The sequence below is a fragment of the Bacillus sp. SKDU12 genome, assembly GCF_010093085.1.
Lineage (GTDB): Bacteria > Bacillota > Bacilli > Bacillales > Bacillaceae > Bacillus > Bacillus mexicanus.
Window position 1 is genome coordinate 343,117 of the sequence record NZ_MSRC01000017.1, and the last position, 16,510, is coordinate 359,626.

At 41.1% G+C, this 16,510-nt stretch carries 19 protein-coding genes and 1 pseudogene; 18 read left to right on the plus strand and 2 right to left on the minus strand.

Features of this window, described 5'->3' with window-relative positions; genetic code table 11:
• The first annotated feature begins 10 nt into the window (after positions 1-10).
• Both tuaH and BTW01_RS15960 read left to right on the plus strand, forming a co-directional pair.
• Positions 11-1,204 (plus strand): teichuronic acid biosynthesis protein TuaH, encoded by a 1,194-nt coding sequence (gene tuaH, locus BTW01_RS15955; protein ID WP_162103996.1) that lies wholly within the window; start codon positions 11-13, stop codon positions 1,202-1,204.
• Between the two features lie 145 nt (positions 1,205-1,349).
• On the plus strand, positions 1,350-2,426 hold the full coding sequence (locus tag BTW01_RS15960; RefSeq protein ID WP_162103966.1) for an MraY family glycosyltransferase: 1,077 nt from the start codon (positions 1,350-1,352) through the stop codon (positions 2,424-2,426).
• Positions 2,427-2,497: 71 nt separating this feature from the next.
• Here BTW01_RS15960 and BTW01_RS15965 read toward each other — a convergent pair whose 3' ends face one another.
• Positions 2,498-3,598 carry an LCP family protein gene (locus tag BTW01_RS15965; protein WP_162103967.1) on the minus strand — a complete coding sequence of 367 codons (1,101 nt, stop codon included), beginning with the start codon at positions 3,596-3,598 and terminating at the stop codon, positions 2,498-2,500.
• Entirely contained in the window at positions 3,598-4,251 is a 654-nt protein-coding gene (locus BTW01_RS15970; RefSeq protein WP_162103968.1) for a YigZ family protein, read from the minus strand. The genes BTW01_RS15965 and BTW01_RS15970 overlap by 1 nt, the downstream gene beginning before the upstream one ends.
• A gap of 214 nt (positions 4,252-4,465) precedes the next feature.
• Between BTW01_RS15970 and degS the strand changes: the two genes are divergently transcribed.
• The 16 genes and pseudogenes from degS to BTW01_RS16050 all read left to right on the plus strand — a co-directional run.
• Entirely contained in the window at positions 4,466-5,623 is a 1,158-nt protein-coding gene (degS, locus tag BTW01_RS15975) for a two-component sensor histidine kinase DegS (protein ID WP_162103969.1), read from the plus strand.
• Positions 5,624-5,705: 82 nt separating this feature from the next.
• Complete coding sequence (gene degU, locus BTW01_RS15980) at positions 5,706-6,395, plus strand: two-component system response regulator DegU (protein WP_003219701.1); 690 nt, start codon at positions 5,706-5,708, stop codon at positions 6,393-6,395.
• A gap of 97 nt (positions 6,396-6,492) precedes the next feature.
• A complete protein-coding gene (locus BTW01_RS15985; RefSeq protein WP_162103970.1) occupies positions 6,493-7,338 on the plus strand; it encodes a DegV family protein in 846 nt (281 codons plus the stop codon).
• Between the two features lie 107 nt (positions 7,339-7,445).
• Positions 7,446-8,828 carry an ATP-dependent helicase ComFA gene (gene comFA, locus BTW01_RS15990; protein ID WP_162103971.1) on the plus strand — a complete coding sequence of 461 codons (1,383 nt, stop codon included), beginning with the start codon at positions 7,446-7,448 and terminating at the stop codon, positions 8,826-8,828.
• 67 nt (positions 8,829-8,895) lie between these two features.
• The gene (locus BTW01_RS15995; RefSeq protein WP_162103972.1) at positions 8,896-9,192 is read left to right on the plus strand and encodes a late competence development ComFB family protein; all 297 of its coding nucleotides are present in this window, start codon (positions 8,896-8,898) and stop codon (positions 9,190-9,192) included.
• Positions 9,156-9,878, plus strand: a complete 723-nt coding sequence (locus BTW01_RS16000; RefSeq protein ID WP_162103973.1) for a double zinc ribbon domain-containing protein — start codon at positions 9,156-9,158, stop codon at positions 9,876-9,878. The genes BTW01_RS15995 and BTW01_RS16000 overlap by 37 nt, the downstream gene beginning before the upstream one ends.
• A gap of 72 nt (positions 9,879-9,950) precedes the next feature.
• Complete coding sequence (locus BTW01_RS16005; protein ID WP_162103974.1) at positions 9,951-10,370, plus strand: TIGR03826 family flagellar region protein; 420 nt, start codon at positions 9,951-9,953, stop codon at positions 10,368-10,370.
• A gap of 79 nt (positions 10,371-10,449) precedes the next feature.
• Positions 10,450-10,716, plus strand: coding sequence for a flagellar biosynthesis anti-sigma factor FlgM (gene flgM / locus BTW01_RS16010; RefSeq protein ID WP_162103975.1), 267 nt, complete (start codon positions 10,450-10,452; stop codon positions 10,714-10,716).
• A 14-nt stretch (positions 10,717-10,730) separates the two neighbouring features.
• Positions 10,731-11,213, plus strand: a complete 483-nt coding sequence (gene flgN / locus BTW01_RS16015) for a flagellar protein FlgN (RefSeq protein WP_162103976.1) — start codon at positions 10,731-10,733, stop codon at positions 11,211-11,213.
• A gap of 18 nt (positions 11,214-11,231) precedes the next feature.
• The gene (gene flgK / locus BTW01_RS16020) at positions 11,232-12,755 is read left to right on the plus strand and encodes a flagellar hook-associated protein FlgK (RefSeq protein WP_162103977.1); all 1,524 of its coding nucleotides are present in this window, start codon (positions 11,232-11,234) and stop codon (positions 12,753-12,755) included.
• 10 nt (positions 12,756-12,765) lie between these two features.
• On the plus strand, positions 12,766-13,662 hold the full coding sequence (flgL, locus tag BTW01_RS16025; RefSeq protein ID WP_162103978.1) for a flagellar hook-associated protein FlgL: 897 nt from the start codon (positions 12,766-12,768) through the stop codon (positions 13,660-13,662).
• A 45-nt stretch (positions 13,663-13,707) separates the two neighbouring features.
• Positions 13,708-14,283, plus strand: coding sequence for a DUF6470 family protein (locus BTW01_RS16030; protein WP_162103979.1), 576 nt, complete (start codon positions 13,708-13,710; stop codon positions 14,281-14,283).
• Between the two features lie 20 nt (positions 14,284-14,303).
• The gene (gene fliW / locus BTW01_RS16035) at positions 14,304-14,735 is read left to right on the plus strand and encodes a flagellar assembly protein FliW (protein ID WP_162103980.1); all 432 of its coding nucleotides are present in this window, start codon (positions 14,304-14,306) and stop codon (positions 14,733-14,735) included.
• The gene (gene csrA, locus BTW01_RS16040) at positions 14,729-14,953 is read left to right on the plus strand and encodes a carbon storage regulator CsrA (RefSeq protein ID WP_162103981.1); all 225 of its coding nucleotides are present in this window, start codon (positions 14,729-14,731) and stop codon (positions 14,951-14,953) included. The genes fliW and csrA overlap by 7 nt, the downstream gene beginning before the upstream one ends.
• A gap of 141 nt (positions 14,954-15,094) precedes the next feature.
• Complete coding sequence (hag, locus tag BTW01_RS16045; RefSeq protein ID WP_162103982.1) at positions 15,095-15,958, plus strand: flagellin Hag; 864 nt, start codon at positions 15,095-15,097, stop codon at positions 15,956-15,958.
• A 331-nt stretch (positions 15,959-16,289) separates the two neighbouring features.
• Positions 16,290-16,510, plus strand: a pseudogene (locus tag BTW01_RS16050) (flagellin); the annotation flags it as partial.

Genomic DNA, 16,510 nt, shown 5'->3' on the forward strand with positions numbered 1-16,510 from the left:
GGTGATGAAGGTGGAAGGAAAAGAAGCAATCATTCATGTTATTGTTGCCACTGCTCAATGGGGAAAAGACCAATTGAGATACAGAAGGCACCGGCTGGCAGAGTTTTTAGCTGCTCAAGAGGAAACAAAGGAAGTCATTTGGGTATGTCCAGCCCCATATCCTGAGGGAAATGATTTGCAACAGGTTCATTCGGGTATCAGGCAATTCGCTGTCAAAGATCTGCTGCAAAAAAAAATATTTCGTTTTGGTCGATACAAAGATGTCTTTTACAGGCATAAGCTCTCACCATTGCTTGATGAGCTGGAGTCTGCTGCTGCAAACGGTGAACGCTGCTGTTTATGGTATACGTTCCCTGGATTCCCGCTGCTGTCCTCACTGTATCCTTGGGATCAGGTCATTTATGATTGCAGTGATTTATGGGCGGCGCCGATCAGCGGCCGTTCAAATCTGCTGTCTGAGTTCAGGCAAAAGGTCATTAAATCGGCAGAGCTGAGAATTATACATCGTGCAGATTCCATTACCTGTTCATCAGATTATCTTCATAAAGAAGTAGACAAAAAGCTGACTGCGGGACGAGACAAGGTTCATACCGTCGAAAACGGCGTGGAATATGAGTTGTTTTCTGCGAATAAAGCGATTCCTGATCGCAGCATATTACACGGAAGAAAAGGAACGGTATTAGGCTTTATCGGCGGGATTAAACCGAAGCTGGATTTTAAAATGATTGAAGAAGCCGCACTGCAAAAACCCGATTGGACATTTTTATGGGTCGGACCGGATGCTACAAACGGCGACGTTTCGTTCCAAGAACTGCTCAGGCTTCCCAATGTCATATGGACCGGACCGGCGGAGCCAAAAGAAGTTCCGCATTATATGGAGCTTATCGACATCGGCATCATGCCATATAAACAATCACCGTATAATCAAGCCGTATTTCCGCTGAAACTATTTGAATTTTTGGCGGCGGGTAAGCCTATCGTCGGCTCTAATCTTCCATCAACCTCAAAAATGCAAAAACCGTATGTATACGAATATGTTGAAGGCGGTCATCCGCTTGATTTTATCGCCGCGTGCGAAAAAGTAATCGGCCATAACGGGGATGACGCCTATAAAGAAATGCGCCGAAACATCGCCCGCGCACAGGATTGGAAGTGCTTATTTACAAAAATGATGAAATATACAGGGATTCAAAAACAGGCGTAGCCCTATAATTTGGGATGCGCGTTTTTTGATTATACATGTTTCTTTTTGATGAAGCTTGTTATAATAACTAAGGAAAAGGTATAATGGAAGGAACGGTTCTCTATATAAAATAAAGACTTCATTTAATTCCAAAGGAGACTTCTTTATGCTTGACGAACGCATGATTCGCATTGTTGTTGCGTTTATTGTCTCGCTGCTGACGGTTTTAATCATGACCCCAATCGTTAAAAGGATTGCGATTAAAATAGGTGCAGTTGACCAGCCCAGCAATCGAAAAGTACATGATAAAATCATGCCCCGAATGGGCGGACTGGCCATATTTGTCGGTGTGGTAGCAGGTGTGCTTGCATCCGGCATATACACAGAAACAAGAATGACAGCCATTACAGTCGGAGCATTCATTATTATTGTGTTAGGTATTCTTGACGATAAATTTCAATTAAGTGCAAAAGTTAAGTTTTTGGTTCAATTAGGTGTAGCCATCATGATTGTAAGCACTGGCTTAAAAATGGATTTTTTCTCAGTGCCTTTTTTAGCAGAACGATTTGAATTAGGATGGATGGCTTATCCGCTGACGGTATTATGGATTGTCGGCATCACAAACGCGATTAATCTCATTGACGGATTGGATGGCCTTGCCGCCGGTCTTTCAATTATCGGCCTGTCAACGATCGCTGTCATGGCGCTATCTGGCGGAAAAGTGCTGATTCTGTCACTTTCATTAGTTGTTATCGCGAGTACACTTGGATTTTTATTTTACAACTTTCACCCGGCGAAAATTTTTATGGGTGATACAGGATCACTTTTTTTAGGGTATTGTATTTCAATTCTTTCCTTATTAGGCCTGTATAAAAGCGTAACATTATTCAGTATTGTTATCCCAATTATTATATTAGGCGTACCGATTTTTGATACAACATTTGCAATCATTAGAAGAATTTTAAACAAACAGCCGATTTCGGCACCCGATAAGTCACATATCCACCATAGACTGATGGCCTTTGGCCTTTCCCATCGAATGTCAGTCATTGTGATTTATCTGATTGGTTTTATTTTCAGCATAAGTGCAATTGTACTGAAAAGTGCCACAATTTGGCTCTCTTTGTTTATTATCTTCATTTTAATCATTTTCATGCAGATCATAGCCGAAGTGACAGGACTCGTGAATGAAAGATTTAAGCCGTTTACGAAATTTTATAAACGGCTCGTGAAAAGGAATTAAAAAACTCCGGCTGATGTGCCGGAGTTTTTTTCTGCGCAAACAAGCCCGGTCCTCTGAGGACCGGGCTTGTTTTAATAGGATGAATCAGTTGTGTTGTTTGAGCTTGTGCTGCCGTCATTCGAATATGTCGTACCGTTAGTTGTTGTGCTTTCATCTGTGCTGGTGCTGTTTGTATCTGGAGTATAATGCAAATGCTCTTGGAGCGTTTTTCTGACAATCTCCAGATTTGTGGCGTCTGGTTCAAAATAATACGTCTTGTTCGGTCCTAAATACAAATCCGAACCTGTAATACTCAGCGTATCAATTTTTTTGCTGGCAAAACCGCTGTAAATCTGCTGCAGTGCTAAACCTTCCGTAATGCGGATATTGGTTTCGACATTGTCGCTGGCTTTTTCTGCAATTTTATCAATCTTAGCGATGTTGCCTACATTGGACATTTTGTCAATCAGTGCATTTAAGATTTGTTTCTGTCTGTCATTACGGCCAAAGTCTCCGCGTTTATCCTGTTTCCTCATACGTGCGTACGCCAAGGCTTCTTCGCCATTTAAATGCATTTCGCCTTTTTTAAAGTAGATCCGTTTGCTCTCGTCCACATCACTTTTTTCATCGAAATCGAAAGGCACATTTATATCAATGCCGCCAACTTCATTAATCACGTCTTTAAATCCGTCAAAATCAACTGTGACATATTTATCGATCGGGATTTGCAAGAAGTTTTCAACAGTTTCAACTGTCTCATCTTTTCCGCCTTTACTGAAAGCGGCGTTAATCTTTGTTTTGCTTCCGGTTGTATTACTGGCCAATTGCACCCGTGTATCACGCGGAATGCTCAGCATTTTCATGGTTTTATTTTTAGGATCAAGGGTAACGACAATAAGAGAGTCTGATCTCCCTTTTTGCCCTTTGGTCGCGTAATCCTCTATGCCCATAAATAAAATAGAAAACGGTTTTTTCTTCATATCTACAACTTGGCTGCGAAGATTTGATTTATCTCCGCGGGAAAGGGCATCGTATGAATCATCCGCAGCGTTAATGGTTTTATAAAGTTTATATCCTCCAAGTCCTACGACTACCAGCAATGCGAGGACAAACAATAACATGATTCTTTTTAAAATTTTCTTGCGTCTGCTTTTTTTCTTTTTGCGCACACGCACTCTAACACGTTCAGCCATTATTCAGTCTCCTTTATGTGATTGACGGCTTTTTCAAGGTACGTCAACTCCCCTTCTTTAATATCACTCTTTCCATTTGTCAGTTCTGTCATCCACTCAAAAAATGTTTTTGTTTCTTTTTCTTCCACATATGCCTCAAATTCAACATTTTCCGCGTAATGGATTTCCTTTAACAGAAATGGTGATTCTCTTAATTCATTTTCAATCTTGCCGAGCCAAGTGTAATCTGCGGAAGTATGCATGACCCGCATAAGCTTCCGTTCTACAACACCTATATGATTCAATCCTTCAGACACTGACTTCCCATAAGCTCGAATTAATCCGCCGGCCCCAAGTTTAATGCCCCCAAAGTACCGTGTCACAACGGCGCAAGTATCCTTAAGTCCGCGTTTTTTTAATACCTCGAGCATCGGCACTCCCGCTGTACCGCTTGGTTCTCCGTCATCATTGGCTTTTTGGACATGATCGTTCTCGCCAATTACGTAAGCCGAACAATTATGAGTCGCATTCCAGTGCTGTTTCTTTATTTTCTGTATAAATTCCTGTGCCTCTTGCTCGGTAGAAACACGGCTTACATGACAGATAAAACGAGATTTTTCTATCACAATTTCGTGTTCTCCAGCTTCTTTCACAGTAAAATAGCTATGCAGCATGCTTGCTGACCCCCTGCTAAGCATAAAAGACTGTTTATACAAATTCGTACAGTCTTTAGAATTTTTGTGCGTATTTTGTTATCATAAAGACTAGAAGGTAAATAAAATTACTTTTTCTAGAATATACGCATTCTTTCATTATAATTCGACGTAATTTGCAGATCAATTACATTTATAATAAAAATATATGACAACGCCGTGACGGAGGGAAATTATGAATAAAACAAAGATGGATTCCAAAGTTCTGGATTCTATTTTGATGAAGATGCTGAAAACCGTTGACGGGAGCAAGGACGAGGTTTTTCAAATCGGGGAGCAGTCACGCCAGCAGTATGAACAGCTGGTTGAAGAGCTGAAACAAATTAAACAGCAGGTGTATGAAGTGATCGAGCTTGGCGATAAACTTGAAGTGCAAACCCGCCATGCGAGAAACCGGTTATCCGAGGTCAGCCGCAATTTCCATAGGTTCAGTGAAGAAGAAATCCGGACTGCTTACGAAAAAGCCCATAAACTGCAGGTGGAATTGACGATGATTCAGCAGCGTGAAAAGCAGCTGCGCGAACGCCGGGATGATTTAGAGCGAAGACTGTTGGGGCTTCAAGAAATCATTGAGCGATCTGAATCATTAGTAAGCCAAATAACAGTTGTGCTGAACTATTTGAATCAGGATTTGCGTGAGGTCGGACTGCTTCTTGCTGATGCTCAGGCAAAACAGGACTTCGGCTTAAGAATTATTGAGGCACAGGAAGAAGAAAGAAAAAGAGTCTCAAGAGAAATTCATGACGGACCTGCTCAAATGCTGGCGAATGTTATGATGAGATCGGAATTAATCGAGCGGATTTTCCGTGACAGGGGTACTGAGGATGGGTTCCAAGAAATTAAAAATCTCCGCCAAAATGTTCGCAATGCCCTTTACGAAGTGAGAAGGATTATATATGATTTAAGACCGATGGCCCTTGATGACCTAGGCTTGATTCCAACTTTAAGGAAATATTTAAATACAACGGAAGAATATAATGGGAAGGTCAAAATACATTTTCAGTGCATTGGTGAAACAGAGGATAAGCGGCTTGCGCCCCAGTTTGAAGTTGCACTCTTCAGGCTCGCACAGGAGGCTGTGTCTAATGCGCTAAAGCATTCTGAATCTGAAGAAATTACAGTCAAAGTTGAGATCACAAAGGATTTTGTGATTTTAATGATAAAAGATAACGGCAAAGGGTTCGACTTGAAGGAAGCGAAAGAGAAGAAAAACAAATCATTCGGTTTGCTGGGCATGAAAGAAAGAGTAGATTTATTGGAAGGAACGATGACGATAGATTCGAAAATAGGTCTTGGGACATTTATTATGATCAAGGTTCCGTTATCTCTTTGACTATGATTTGTAAAATAGAGCCAAAAGACATATTGACCGAATGCTAGCGTATATAGAACAATAATACAAGGAGGCGTGGCTTGTGACTAAAGTAAACATTGTTATTATCGACGACCATCAGTTATTTCGTGAAGGTGTAAAACGGATATTGGATTTTGAACCTACCTTTGAAGTGGTAGCCGAAGGTGATGACGGAGACGAAGCGGCTCGTATTGTAGAGCACTATCATCCTGATGTTGTGATCATGGATATCAATATGCCGAACGTAAATGGTGTGGAAGCTACAAAACAGCTTGTAGAGCTGTATCCTGAATCTAAAGTAATTATTCTATCAATTCACGATGACGAAAATTATGTAACACATGCCCTGAAAACAGGTGCAAGAGGTTATCTGCTGAAAGAGATGGATGCTGATACATTAATTGAAGCGGTTAAAGTAGTGGCCGAGGGCGGTTCTTACCTTCATCCGAAGGTGACTCACAACCTCGTTAACGAATTCCGCCGACTTGCAACAAGCGGTGTTTCTGCACATCCTCAGCACGAGGTTTATCCTGAAATCCGCAGACCATTACATATTTTAACTAGGCGGGAATGCGAAGTGCTGCAGATGCTTGCAGACGGAAAAAGCAACCGCGGTATTGGTGAATCATTGTTTATCAGTGAGAAAACCGTGAAAAACCATGTGAGCAACATTCTGCAAAAAATGAATGTTAACGACCGAACGCAAGCCGTTGTGGTCGCCATTAAAAATGGCTGGGTGGAAATGAGATAGTATAATACGAGACTTGCCTTTTACTAGGCAGGTCTTTTTTTAGGCTTCTGTTTCGCTTACAATAGAGTTATAAAGCAATAAGGCAGGTATCAAAGCTATGAAAATTGCAGTTGTAACAGACAGCACAGCATATATTCCGAAAGAAATGCGTGAACAACATCAAATACATATGATTCCTCTCCAGGTTGTTTTTGGTGAAGAAACTTATCGTGAAGAAATCGAATTGGACTGGAGAAGCTTTTACGATGAAGTGAAAAAACATGCAGAGCTTCCAACTACTTCTCAGCCGCCAATCGGTGAGCTGGTTGCTTTGTACGAGGAACTTGGCAGATCTTATGATGCGGTCATCAGTATCCATCTGTCCAGCGGGATCAGCGGAACGTTCAGCAGTGCATCAGCGGCTGACACCATGGTGGACAATATTGACGTGTATCCATTTGACTCAGAGATCAGCTGCTTGGCTCAAGGCTTTTATGCTCTTAAAGCTGCTGAATTAATTAAAAAGGGAGCATCATCGCCACAAGATATTATAAAAGAACTGGAAGAAATGAAAAAAACAGTTCGGGCGTATTTTATGGTGGATGATTTAGCCCATCTTCAGCGGGGCGGGCGATTAAGCAGCGCCCAGGCCTTTATTGGGAGTCTTCTAAAGGTAAAGCCTATCCTTCATTTTGACAATAAGGTAATTGTGCCTTTTGAGAAGATTCGCACACGTAAAAAAGCAATTTCTCGAATTTACGAGCTTTTGGACGAAGATGCGAGTAAAGGATTGCCTATGCGTGCTGCTGTTATCCATGCTAATCGAGAAGAAGAAGCAGCGAAAATCATTGAAGAGCTTTCTGTAAAGTATCCTCATGTAGAATTTTATAACAGTTATTTTGGCGCGGTTATCGGCACTCATCTAGGTGAAGGCGCGCTAGGGGTTTGCTGGTGTTTGAAATAACGTAAAATCTCCGTTTTAGCAGCGGAGATTTTTTTATATTCTTATTTTGATTGCTGGACAGAAAATCTTCATTAGGGCAGACTGTCTCAAAAGGAGGCGGTATAAGGATGATTGTGCCGGATGAAAAGAACATTTCTTTTTCAAAAGAATTACAGCAGACACTCCAAAGCCGTCACTTGCTCAGAAATGAACTCCCATTTTCTGATGAGCTGATTGAATGGCATATCGAGAATGGCTATATTGCCGCTCAAAAATCTATATCCATAAACAAAGGGAGGTATAGGTGTAATAGGTGCGGCCAAGATGATCAGCGGTATTTTTCTTTTTATCTCTCATCTGGAAAGCATCAGATGTATTGCCGCTCTTGTGTCATGATGGGAAGAGTGAGCGAGGATGTGCCTTTATATTCTTGGATAGAGGAGGATGAACCAAGCCGGCAGCCGATAAAGCTGGTATGGAATGGCAAGCTCTCAAGCGGACAGCAAAAAGCCGCCAATGTCTTAATTGATGCGATATCAAAGAAAGAAGAACTCCTCATCTGGGCGGTTTGCGGCGCTGGCAAAACAGAGATGCTATTCCCCGGTATTGAATCTGCCTTAAATCAAGGATTGCGTGTATGTATTGCAACACCTCGCACCGATGTTGTATTAGAGCTTGCTCCGAGACTCAAATCTGCCTTTCAGGATGCAGACATTTCAGCGCTTTACGGAGGAAGCGAGGACAAAGGGCGCTTATCTCCGCTTATGATTTCCACCACACATCAGCTTTTGCGGTATAAAGACGCATTTGACGTCATGATCATTGATGAAGTTGATGCTTTTCCATATTCTGTTGACCAAACTCTTCAATTCGCAGTTCAAAAAGCTAGAAAGAAAAACAGCACTCTAGTTTATTTAAGTGCAACACCGTCTAAACAATTAAAAAGAAAAATAATGAACGGACAGCTGCCTACAATTCGCATTCCAGCAAGACATCATCAGAAACCTTTACCGGAACCGCGATTTCTATGGTGCGGAAACTGGAAAAAGAAATTAAACCGAAATAAAATGCCGCTAGCGGTAAAAAGGTGGATAGTGTTTCATGTGAAAGAAGGAAGGCCTGTTTTTTTGTTTGTTCCTTCCGTTTCAGTGCTGGAAAAGGCAGCTGCATGTTTTACAGGCAGCAGCTGCCGAACGGCATCAGTGCATGCAGAAGATAAGCACAGAAAAGAAAAAGTGCAGCAATTCAGAGACGGTCAGCTTGATCTCTTACTCACAACAACAATTTTAGAAAGAGGAGTTACGGTTCCCAATGTACAAACGGGTGTATTAGGGGCGGAATCGCCTATCTTCACGGAAAGCGCACTTGTACAGATCGCAGGAAGGACCGGGCGGCACAAAGAGCATGCGGATGGTGATGTTATTTTCTTTCATTTCGGAAAAACAAAGAGTATGCTGGAAGCAAAAAAGCATATAAAAGAAATGAATCACTTGGCGGTGAAAACTGAATGAACAGACTAGCCTTTATTTGAAAACGTGGTACAGTATACTCATATAAACGCGATGAGGAGCTGTAAAAATGCTTGTCAATTCTAAAGAAATCGTAATGAAAGAACTGCTCGATCGATATATGGACCAGCTTCATATGATCTGCACTTGCCAAGTTTGCAAAAACGACGTATTGGCACTTTCTTTGAACAAAGTGAGACCATCCTACGTCACTGATCTGAAAAAGATTGCATTTAAGAAAGCTGAGCTGGTAGATAAACAAAAAAATACGGCTATGCTTGTCATTTTAGCTGAATCTGCTGCTGTGGTATCAGAGAGTCCAAGCGATTTATGCCAAACGAAGCTAGAGGAGGCACTCATAAACTGATCTGTCTATTGTGCGATTCGCAAATGTCTCAACCTGTTACATGGAGAGCCCTATTTTTATTAAAGCCCGACGAAAAGGTCTGTCATTCGTGCAGAAGCAAATTAAAGAAAATCACAGGACATGTTTGCATCCAGTGCGGCAGACCTCAGCCTGTATCTTCGGTATGCAAGGATTGCGAGGCGTGGAAATCAAGGGTTAGTCACAGATTGCTGCTCCGCCAAAACCGTTCAGTTTACACATATAATGATATAATGAAAGAAACGCTCTCCCGGTTTAAGTTTAGAGGAGATGCGGAAATCATAAATGTTTTTAAAAGTGATTTTTCTTCTGCCTTTTCAAAGGTTTACCCCGATAAGCATTTTGTTCTCGTTCCTATTCCGTTGAGCAAGGAACGAAAAGAAGAGCGCGGATTTAATCAGGCTCAGCTCTTGGCAGAATGTTTAGATCGACCTATCTGTCAGCCCCTTATCCGCCTGAATAATGAAAAACAGTCTAAGAAAAAGAAAACAGAACGCCTGCTTTCAGCGTCTATTTTTGATACGAAAAACAAGTCAGTTGAAGGTATGGATATCATTTTAATAGACGATCTTTATACAACAGGCGCCACTTTGCATTTTGCAGCCCGCTGCTTATTAGAGAAAGGAAAAGCCGCTTCAGTAGCATCTTTTACCTTGATCAGGAGCTAAATGATTTTGATTTTATGCCGATATAATCACTAGAAATTAACACAGGAATATTATCGAATAAGGAGAAGAAAGATGGGAGAACTGGCGAATTGCCCAAAATGCAATGCTCTATTTTTAAAAACCAATCTGCAAACCGTCTGTCAAGCGTGTATTAAGGAAGAAGAAAAATTGTTTGAGATTGTGTATAAGTTTTTAAGGAAACAGGAAAACCGGCAATCAACTTTAAGTCAGGTAACCGAGGAAACAGGTGTAGAAGAAGAACTGATACTGAAATTTATCAGGCAAAAGCGTATTCAAATCACTCATTTTCCTAATTTGGGATACCCTTGTGAAAGATGCGGGACATCAATTCGAGAAGGCAAGTTCTGCAAGGCTTGTCAGTCTGATTTAAAGGCTCAAATGGATCATTTGAACCATGAAGATACACTGAAAACAGAAAGGGAAAATAGTAGAAAAGACACATACTATGCCTATAATACCAAAAACAGCTGATTCCCTAAACTAACTGAAACGGCAGTCGATAAAAGGGTTAGATTGTTTAAAGACTGCAACGGAAAGCGAGAGGAATCCTATGAAAATCAATCAATTTGGAACACAATCCGTTAATCCTTACCAAAAAAAATATGAAAAGCAAGCGATGCACAAAACTGCTGCACAACCTCAAGATAAAATTGAAATTTCATCACAGGCTAAGGAACTGCAAAATGCATCCGATGCAGTCACTGGTTCACGACAAGAAAAAATTGCGCAGCTTAAAGCGCAAATTGAAAATGGATCATACAAAGTAGACGCAAATCATATCGCGAAAAATATCGTTAATTTTTATAAAAAGCAATAAAAAGGAGAAAGCCCATGTCAGCAAAGCCAATTATTGAACAATTGAAGCGACTTTGCGTTCTGCATGAGCACCTGCTCACGCTGTCTGAGGAAAAGACGGAAGCGCTCAAAGCCGGCAAAACAAAAGAGCTTTCTAACATTTTGACAAAAGAGCAAAAGTATATTCAAGCAATCGGTCAGACAGAAGATGACCGGATAAAAGCAACGTCCGCCTTTCTCGGATACAGCGAAAGCAACACCATTTCCGCATGTATCGCCAAAACCGCTGGCAGAGAAAAGGCAGAGCTGGAACAGTTATATGAAGCTCTTTCTAACGTTTTAGGACGTCTGAAAGAAGTGAATGAGATGAATAGGCAGCTGACGAGAGATGCACTGCAGTTTATCTCTATTTCGTACGATATGCTGGTCCCTAAAGAAAATAATTTCAATTACAGCAAATCAATTAAAGCGGAGCTTCCAAAGAGCAGCCGAATGAAGCTATTTGATTCAAAAGCTTAGCAGAAAGGAATTCGGAATATGACATCTACCTTTATGGGGCTTGAAACTGCAAGGCGGGCGTTAAGCGCTCAGCAGGCAGCGTTAAGCACTACTGCAAATAACGTGGCAAATGCCAATACTGATGGTTATACAAGACAGCGGGTCTCACTAGAAGCAACTGACTATTTCCCTGCTGTCTCAAAAAACATGGAAAAAACTGCGGGACAAATGGGAACAGGGGTCCAAGGGAAGTCAGTTGAGCGAATCAGAGATATCTTTCTTGACTACCAATACCGTCTTCAAAACAACAGTGCCGGATACTATGACACGAAAGCCAAAGCTCTGTCCCAAATGGAAGGCATTTTTAATGAAAATGATAACAGCGGCTTGAACAGTGTGCTCAATTCATTTTGGAATTCGCTGCAGGAATTATCGAATAATACAAATGAAGAAAGCGCGCGTTCTGTTGTTGCCAAAAAAGGACAAGCTGTAGCTGAAACGTTTAATTATATTTCAGAATCACTTACAAATGTTCAATCGAACTTAAAAGAAGAGCTGAATACTACGGTGTTGGACGTCAATTCAGTGCTTTCCCAATTAAACAGTTTGAATAAGCAAATTGCACAAGTGGAACCATCCGGGCTTCTTCCAAATGGCTTATATGACCAGCGGGATTTGCTGATCGATAAATTATCCTCAATGGTTGATATTAAAGTCAACTACAACAAATCAGGCGGAAATGCACTTGCTTCTGCTGAAGGAACTGCATCAATCGAAATCCTTGATAAAAATAAACAGTCGCTCGGGACAGTTTTGAACGGTGAAAATTACGAGGTTTCACAACTTGCAGTTGACTATGACAATGATTCTGGGTTAGTATCAGGTATTTCAATCGGAGATAAAGCTATACAGGTAGAGTCATTCAGCGGCAAGGGATCCTTTTTAGGACTTGTAGAGTCTTACGGATATTTAACATCAGACGGCAAAGAAAAAGGCGTATATCCAGACATGCTTTCCGATCTTGATAATATGGCACTTGAATTTGCGAAAGCCTTCAATGAAGTGCATAGTAATGGTTTGACTAAAAGCGGCGCACAAGGCGGGAACTTTTTTGACTTTACCGGCGGTGAAACGGAGCCTGCCAAGGGAGCAGCTGGCAAGATTAAAGTAGCTGACAGCATATTAGATTCAAAAGGCGCCAATATCGCTTTCTCATTGACTGGCGCAGCCAACGATAATGCAAATGCTACAAAATTAGCGAATGTTTTAACAGGTAAAATCACCATTACAGGGAAAGAAACCAGTGTGTTAGATTATTATGCGGGTCTGATTGGCGAGCTGGGTATCAGTGCTCAAGAGGCGAATCGTCTGGCATCTAATACCGAAACACAGCTGAATGATGCGGACATAAACCGTCAGCAAATGAGCGCGGTCTCTTTAGATGAAGAAATGACCAATATGATTCAATTCCAACACGCATACAATGCTGCTGCAAGAATGGTGACGTTACAAGACGAAATACTCGACAAAGTAATCAACGGCATGGGTGTCGGAGGAAGGTAGGTAGAGGCAAATGAGAGTAACACAAGGAATGATCCAGCAAAACTCATTGAGATATATCGGTTCAAGCTACTCCAAGCTGGATAAGCTTCAATCGCAGATTTCGTCGGGAAAAAAAGTCTCAAAAGCTTCTGACGATCCTGTCGTAGCGATGAAAAGCTTAAAGTATAATACGCAATTGTCTCAAGTACAGCAATATAAAAGTAATGCTTCTCAAGCCTTTACCTGGCTCGAAAACACTGAAACAAACATTACTGAAGGAATTGACATCTTATCAAAGGTCAGAGACTTAGCTGTACAAGCTCAAAATGATACAAACGGCGAAGCAGAGCGGCAAGCGATGGGCGTTGAAGTGAAGCAGTTAAAGGATCAGCTTTTAAAAATCGCAAATACACAAGTGAACGGAAGATATATCTTTAACGGCACGAATTCAGACAAGCCTCCGGTTACAGATAATGGAAACGGTACTTATACAATTTCTGATACTGCTGATGTTGTTGTCAATATATCGAATAATATGACATTAAAAGTGAACTCAGATCCAAAATCAGCTTTTGGAGGCACTTCTGAAAGCGGACAGAATGTTTTTGAAATGCTTGACTCAATTGAGAAGGTACTAAGTTCAGGTTCAGCTGATGGCATGGACAACGTTTTAAATGATATTGATCAATTTTCTGGCGGCATGAGCGCTGAACGCTCTGATCTTGGAGCGAGATATAATCGTCTTGAACTTGTTAATACAAGGCTTTCAGCTCAAGAAGAAACAGCGACAAAAGTGTTGTCAGACAATGAAGATGTAGAACTGGAAGAAGTAATAACTGAATTTATTGCGCAGCAAAGTGTGCACAGGGCTACTCTGGCTGTAAATGCGCAAATTGTTCAGCCTACACTAATTGACTTTTTAAAGTAAGCGGCTCTCAGGAGTTCGCTTTTTTTATAGTTAGGAGGTAAAACGATGCAAATTCCTAGATTGATTATGCACAGTGTTCAAGGGAAAATTGGGTTAACAACAACGCCTGCCAGCTTGAAAATGGAGCAGCCGCAAGCCGATCTTGAGATCGAACAGCCAAGCGCGGAAATGGAAATATCGGTGAAACCAGGAAAACTCACGATTGATCAAACACAAGCATGGGAAGAATTAGACAGAAAACATATCCTCCAAAGAATTGAAGAAGCCGCCCAGCAAGGGCATGAAGATGTAATGGAGGGGATAGCTCGCATTGTACAAGAAGGAGACGAGCTAATGAGAATTGAAAATAAGGGGAATCCTATCGCTTCACAAGCAAAGAGGAACTCTGAGATGAAACAAATTCAATTAGGTGAGCGCTATGCTATTTCTATTTCAAGAGTGAAAGTACAATATACCCCGTCGGAACTTGATATTCAGATTACGCCGAAAAAGCCTGTGATCCAGGCTGAACCGAGAAAACCAATTGTTGAATATACGCCTGGAAACGTTCAGGTTGACATGCTTCAATACCCTGATTTAAATATAGATGTAGAGTACCCGAAAGAATCACTCGAAAAGTAAAAAGAAAAGGATCGTGAATCATGATCATTCATACAAAGTACCATGGCCAAATGAACGTAAAAGAAGAACAAATCATTCTTTTTGAAAACGGGATTCCGGGCTTTTTAGAAGAAAAACAATTCGTCATCCTGCCGCTTTCAGAAGACTCTCCATTCGTGGCGCTGCAGTCCGTCACTACAGAAAATCTTGCGTTCATCGTTGTGAGTCCGTTCATCTTTTTTAAAAATTATGAATTTGACCTTGATGAATCAACAGCTGGACTTTTGGATATCGATAACATTGAAGATGTAGAAGTGATGACGATTTTGACCATGGCAGAGCCATTCGAAAAATCGACCGCCAATTTATTGGCTCCCGTCATTGTGAATCGGAAGAACATGAGGGCAAAGCAAATCGTTTTACAAGACTCCTCGTATATGACAAAGCATCCGATTGGAGGAGAATCATGCTAGTTTTATCGCGAAAAACCAACGAAGCGATTCAAATAGGTGCTGATATTGAAGTGAAAGTCATTTCGGTTGAAGGTGATCAAGTGAAACTGGGAATTGATGCCCCAAAGCATATTGATATTCACCGGAAAGAAATATACTTGACTATTCAAGAAGAAAATAACCGCGCAGCAGCATTATCCAGCGATATGATCGCCGCATTATCCTCACAAAAAAAGTGAGGATTTTTTTATTTTTGTATTAATAAAATCAGAGATGATCCGATATTACTGATGTAGCCGGGAGGAGGCGCAGGACTCTCCGCCGGTCAAAAATGAGGCACAAGGACGTGCCTAAAAACACATTCAGGGAGGAACAAAACAATGAGAATTAACCACAATATCGCAGCACTTAACACATTAAACCGTTTAGGTTCAAACAACGGCGCTAGCCAAAAGAACATGGAGAAACTTTCTTCAGGTCTTCGTATCAACCGTGCGGGAGATGACGCAGCAGGTCTTGCGATCTCTGAAAAAATGAGAGGACAAATCAGAGGTTTAGAAATGGCTTCTAAAAACTCTCAAGACGGAATCTCTCTTATCCAAACAGCTGAAGGTGCATTAACTGAAACTCATGCAATCCTTCAACGTATGCGTGAACTTACTGTTCAAGCAGGAAATACAGGTACACAGGAACCAGATGACCTTAAATCTATCCAAGACGAAATCTCCGCTCTAAAAGAAGAAATCGGCGGTGGTACTGATGCAAACGGGATTGCAGACCGTACGCAATTCAACGGTAAAAACCTGTTAGATGGTTCTTTCGCTAGCGGAACAGCAGACCTTACATTCCAAATTGGTGCAAATAAAGGACAGCAATTAACAGTAAATATCGACAGCATGAAAGCAGCAGACCTTGGGACAACTGTAGCAATCAGTGATATCGATGTAACAAAGTTTGATACTTCATCATTCGATGATCAACTTGACGGAATTGATGAAGCCATCACTCAAGTTTCTAACCAACGTTCTAAACTTGGTGCGGTACAAAACCGTCTTGAGCACACAATCAACAACTTAAGCGCTTCTGGTGAAAACTTGACAGCTGCTGAATCTCGTATCCGTGATGTTGACATGGCGAAAGAGATGAGTGAGTTCACAAAGAACAACATTCTTTCTCAAGCTTCTCAAGCGATGCTTGCTCAAGCAAACCAACAGCCACAAAACGTACTTCAATTGTTACGTTAATGAAAGGCCCCTTAATGGGGCTTTTTTATGTTGACTCATCATTGAATATAGTCGATCTTTGAAGAGCATATGTGAATCACTTCATGTGATGCCAATATTTTAAGTTGGAATATGGGTGCTTTTGAATTATTTAAATGAATCACGTCACAATGGAAGTTTTTTTGAAAAAACAACTTGTATATAGATAGGTAAATAATAAAAACTTAGAAATGCTAAACATCCTATAAAATTTTCCGATATTTAAATTGTCAGGGTTGATAAGCCCTAGAACGAAGGACTTTTTTCAGACAAGGACGTCTGTCAGGTCCCAAATACATGGAGGTAATAGAAAATGAGAATTAACCACAATATCGCAGCACTTAACACATTGAATCGTTTAGGTTCAAACAACGGTGCTAGCCAAAAGAACATGGAGAAACTTTCTTCAGGTCTTCGCATCAACCGTGCGGGAGATGACGCAGCAGGTCTTGCGATCTCTGAAAAAATGAGAGGACAAATCAGAGGTTTAGAAATGGCTTCTAAAAACTCTCAAGACGGAATCTCTCTTATCCA

Coding starts and splice junctions, on each gene's coding strand:
- BTW01_RS15965 (WP_162103967.1), bottom strand. CDS start 3,598: ATGGCTGAACGTGTTAGAGTGCGTGTGCGCAAAAAGAAAAAAAGCAGA.
- BTW01_RS15960 (WP_162103966.1), top strand. CDS start 1,350: ATGCTTGACGAACGCATGATTCGCATTGTTGTTGCGTTTATTGTCTCG.
- flgL (WP_162103978.1), top strand. CDS start 12,766: ATGAGAGTAACACAAGGAATGATCCAGCAAAACTCATTGAGATATATC.
- flgN (WP_162103976.1), top strand. CDS start 10,731: ATGTCAGCAAAGCCAATTATTGAACAATTGAAGCGACTTTGCGTTCTG.
- BTW01_RS16030 (WP_162103979.1), top strand. CDS start 13,708: ATGCAAATTCCTAGATTGATTATGCACAGTGTTCAAGGGAAAATTGGG.
- flgM (WP_162103975.1), top strand. CDS start 10,450: ATGAAAATCAATCAATTTGGAACACAATCCGTTAATCCTTACCAAAAA.
- degS (WP_162103969.1), top strand. CDS start 4,466: ATGAATAAAACAAAGATGGATTCCAAAGTTCTGGATTCTATTTTGATG.
- comFA (WP_162103971.1), top strand. CDS start 7,446: ATGATTGTGCCGGATGAAAAGAACATTTCTTTTTCAAAAGAATTACAG.
- BTW01_RS15970 (WP_162103968.1), bottom strand. CDS start 4,251: ATGCTGCATAGCTATTTTACTGTGAAAGAAGCTGGAGAACACGAAATT.
- BTW01_RS15985 (WP_162103970.1), top strand. CDS start 6,493: ATGAAAATTGCAGTTGTAACAGACAGCACAGCATATATTCCGAAAGAA.
- flgK (WP_162103977.1), top strand. CDS start 11,232: ATGACATCTACCTTTATGGGGCTTGAAACTGCAAGGCGGGCGTTAAGC.
- BTW01_RS15995 (WP_162103972.1), top strand. CDS start 8,896: ATGCTTGTCAATTCTAAAGAAATCGTAATGAAAGAACTGCTCGATCGA.
- BTW01_RS16000 (WP_162103973.1), top strand. CDS start 9,156: ATGCCAAACGAAGCTAGAGGAGGCACTCATAAACTGATCTGTCTATTG.
- BTW01_RS16005 (WP_162103974.1), top strand. CDS start 9,951: ATGGGAGAACTGGCGAATTGCCCAAAATGCAATGCTCTATTTTTAAAA.
- csrA (WP_162103981.1), top strand. CDS start 14,729: ATGCTAGTTTTATCGCGAAAAACCAACGAAGCGATTCAAATAGGTGCT.
- hag (WP_162103982.1), top strand. CDS start 15,095: ATGAGAATTAACCACAATATCGCAGCACTTAACACATTAAACCGTTTA.
- fliW (WP_162103980.1), top strand. CDS start 14,304: ATGATCATTCATACAAAGTACCATGGCCAAATGAACGTAAAAGAAGAA.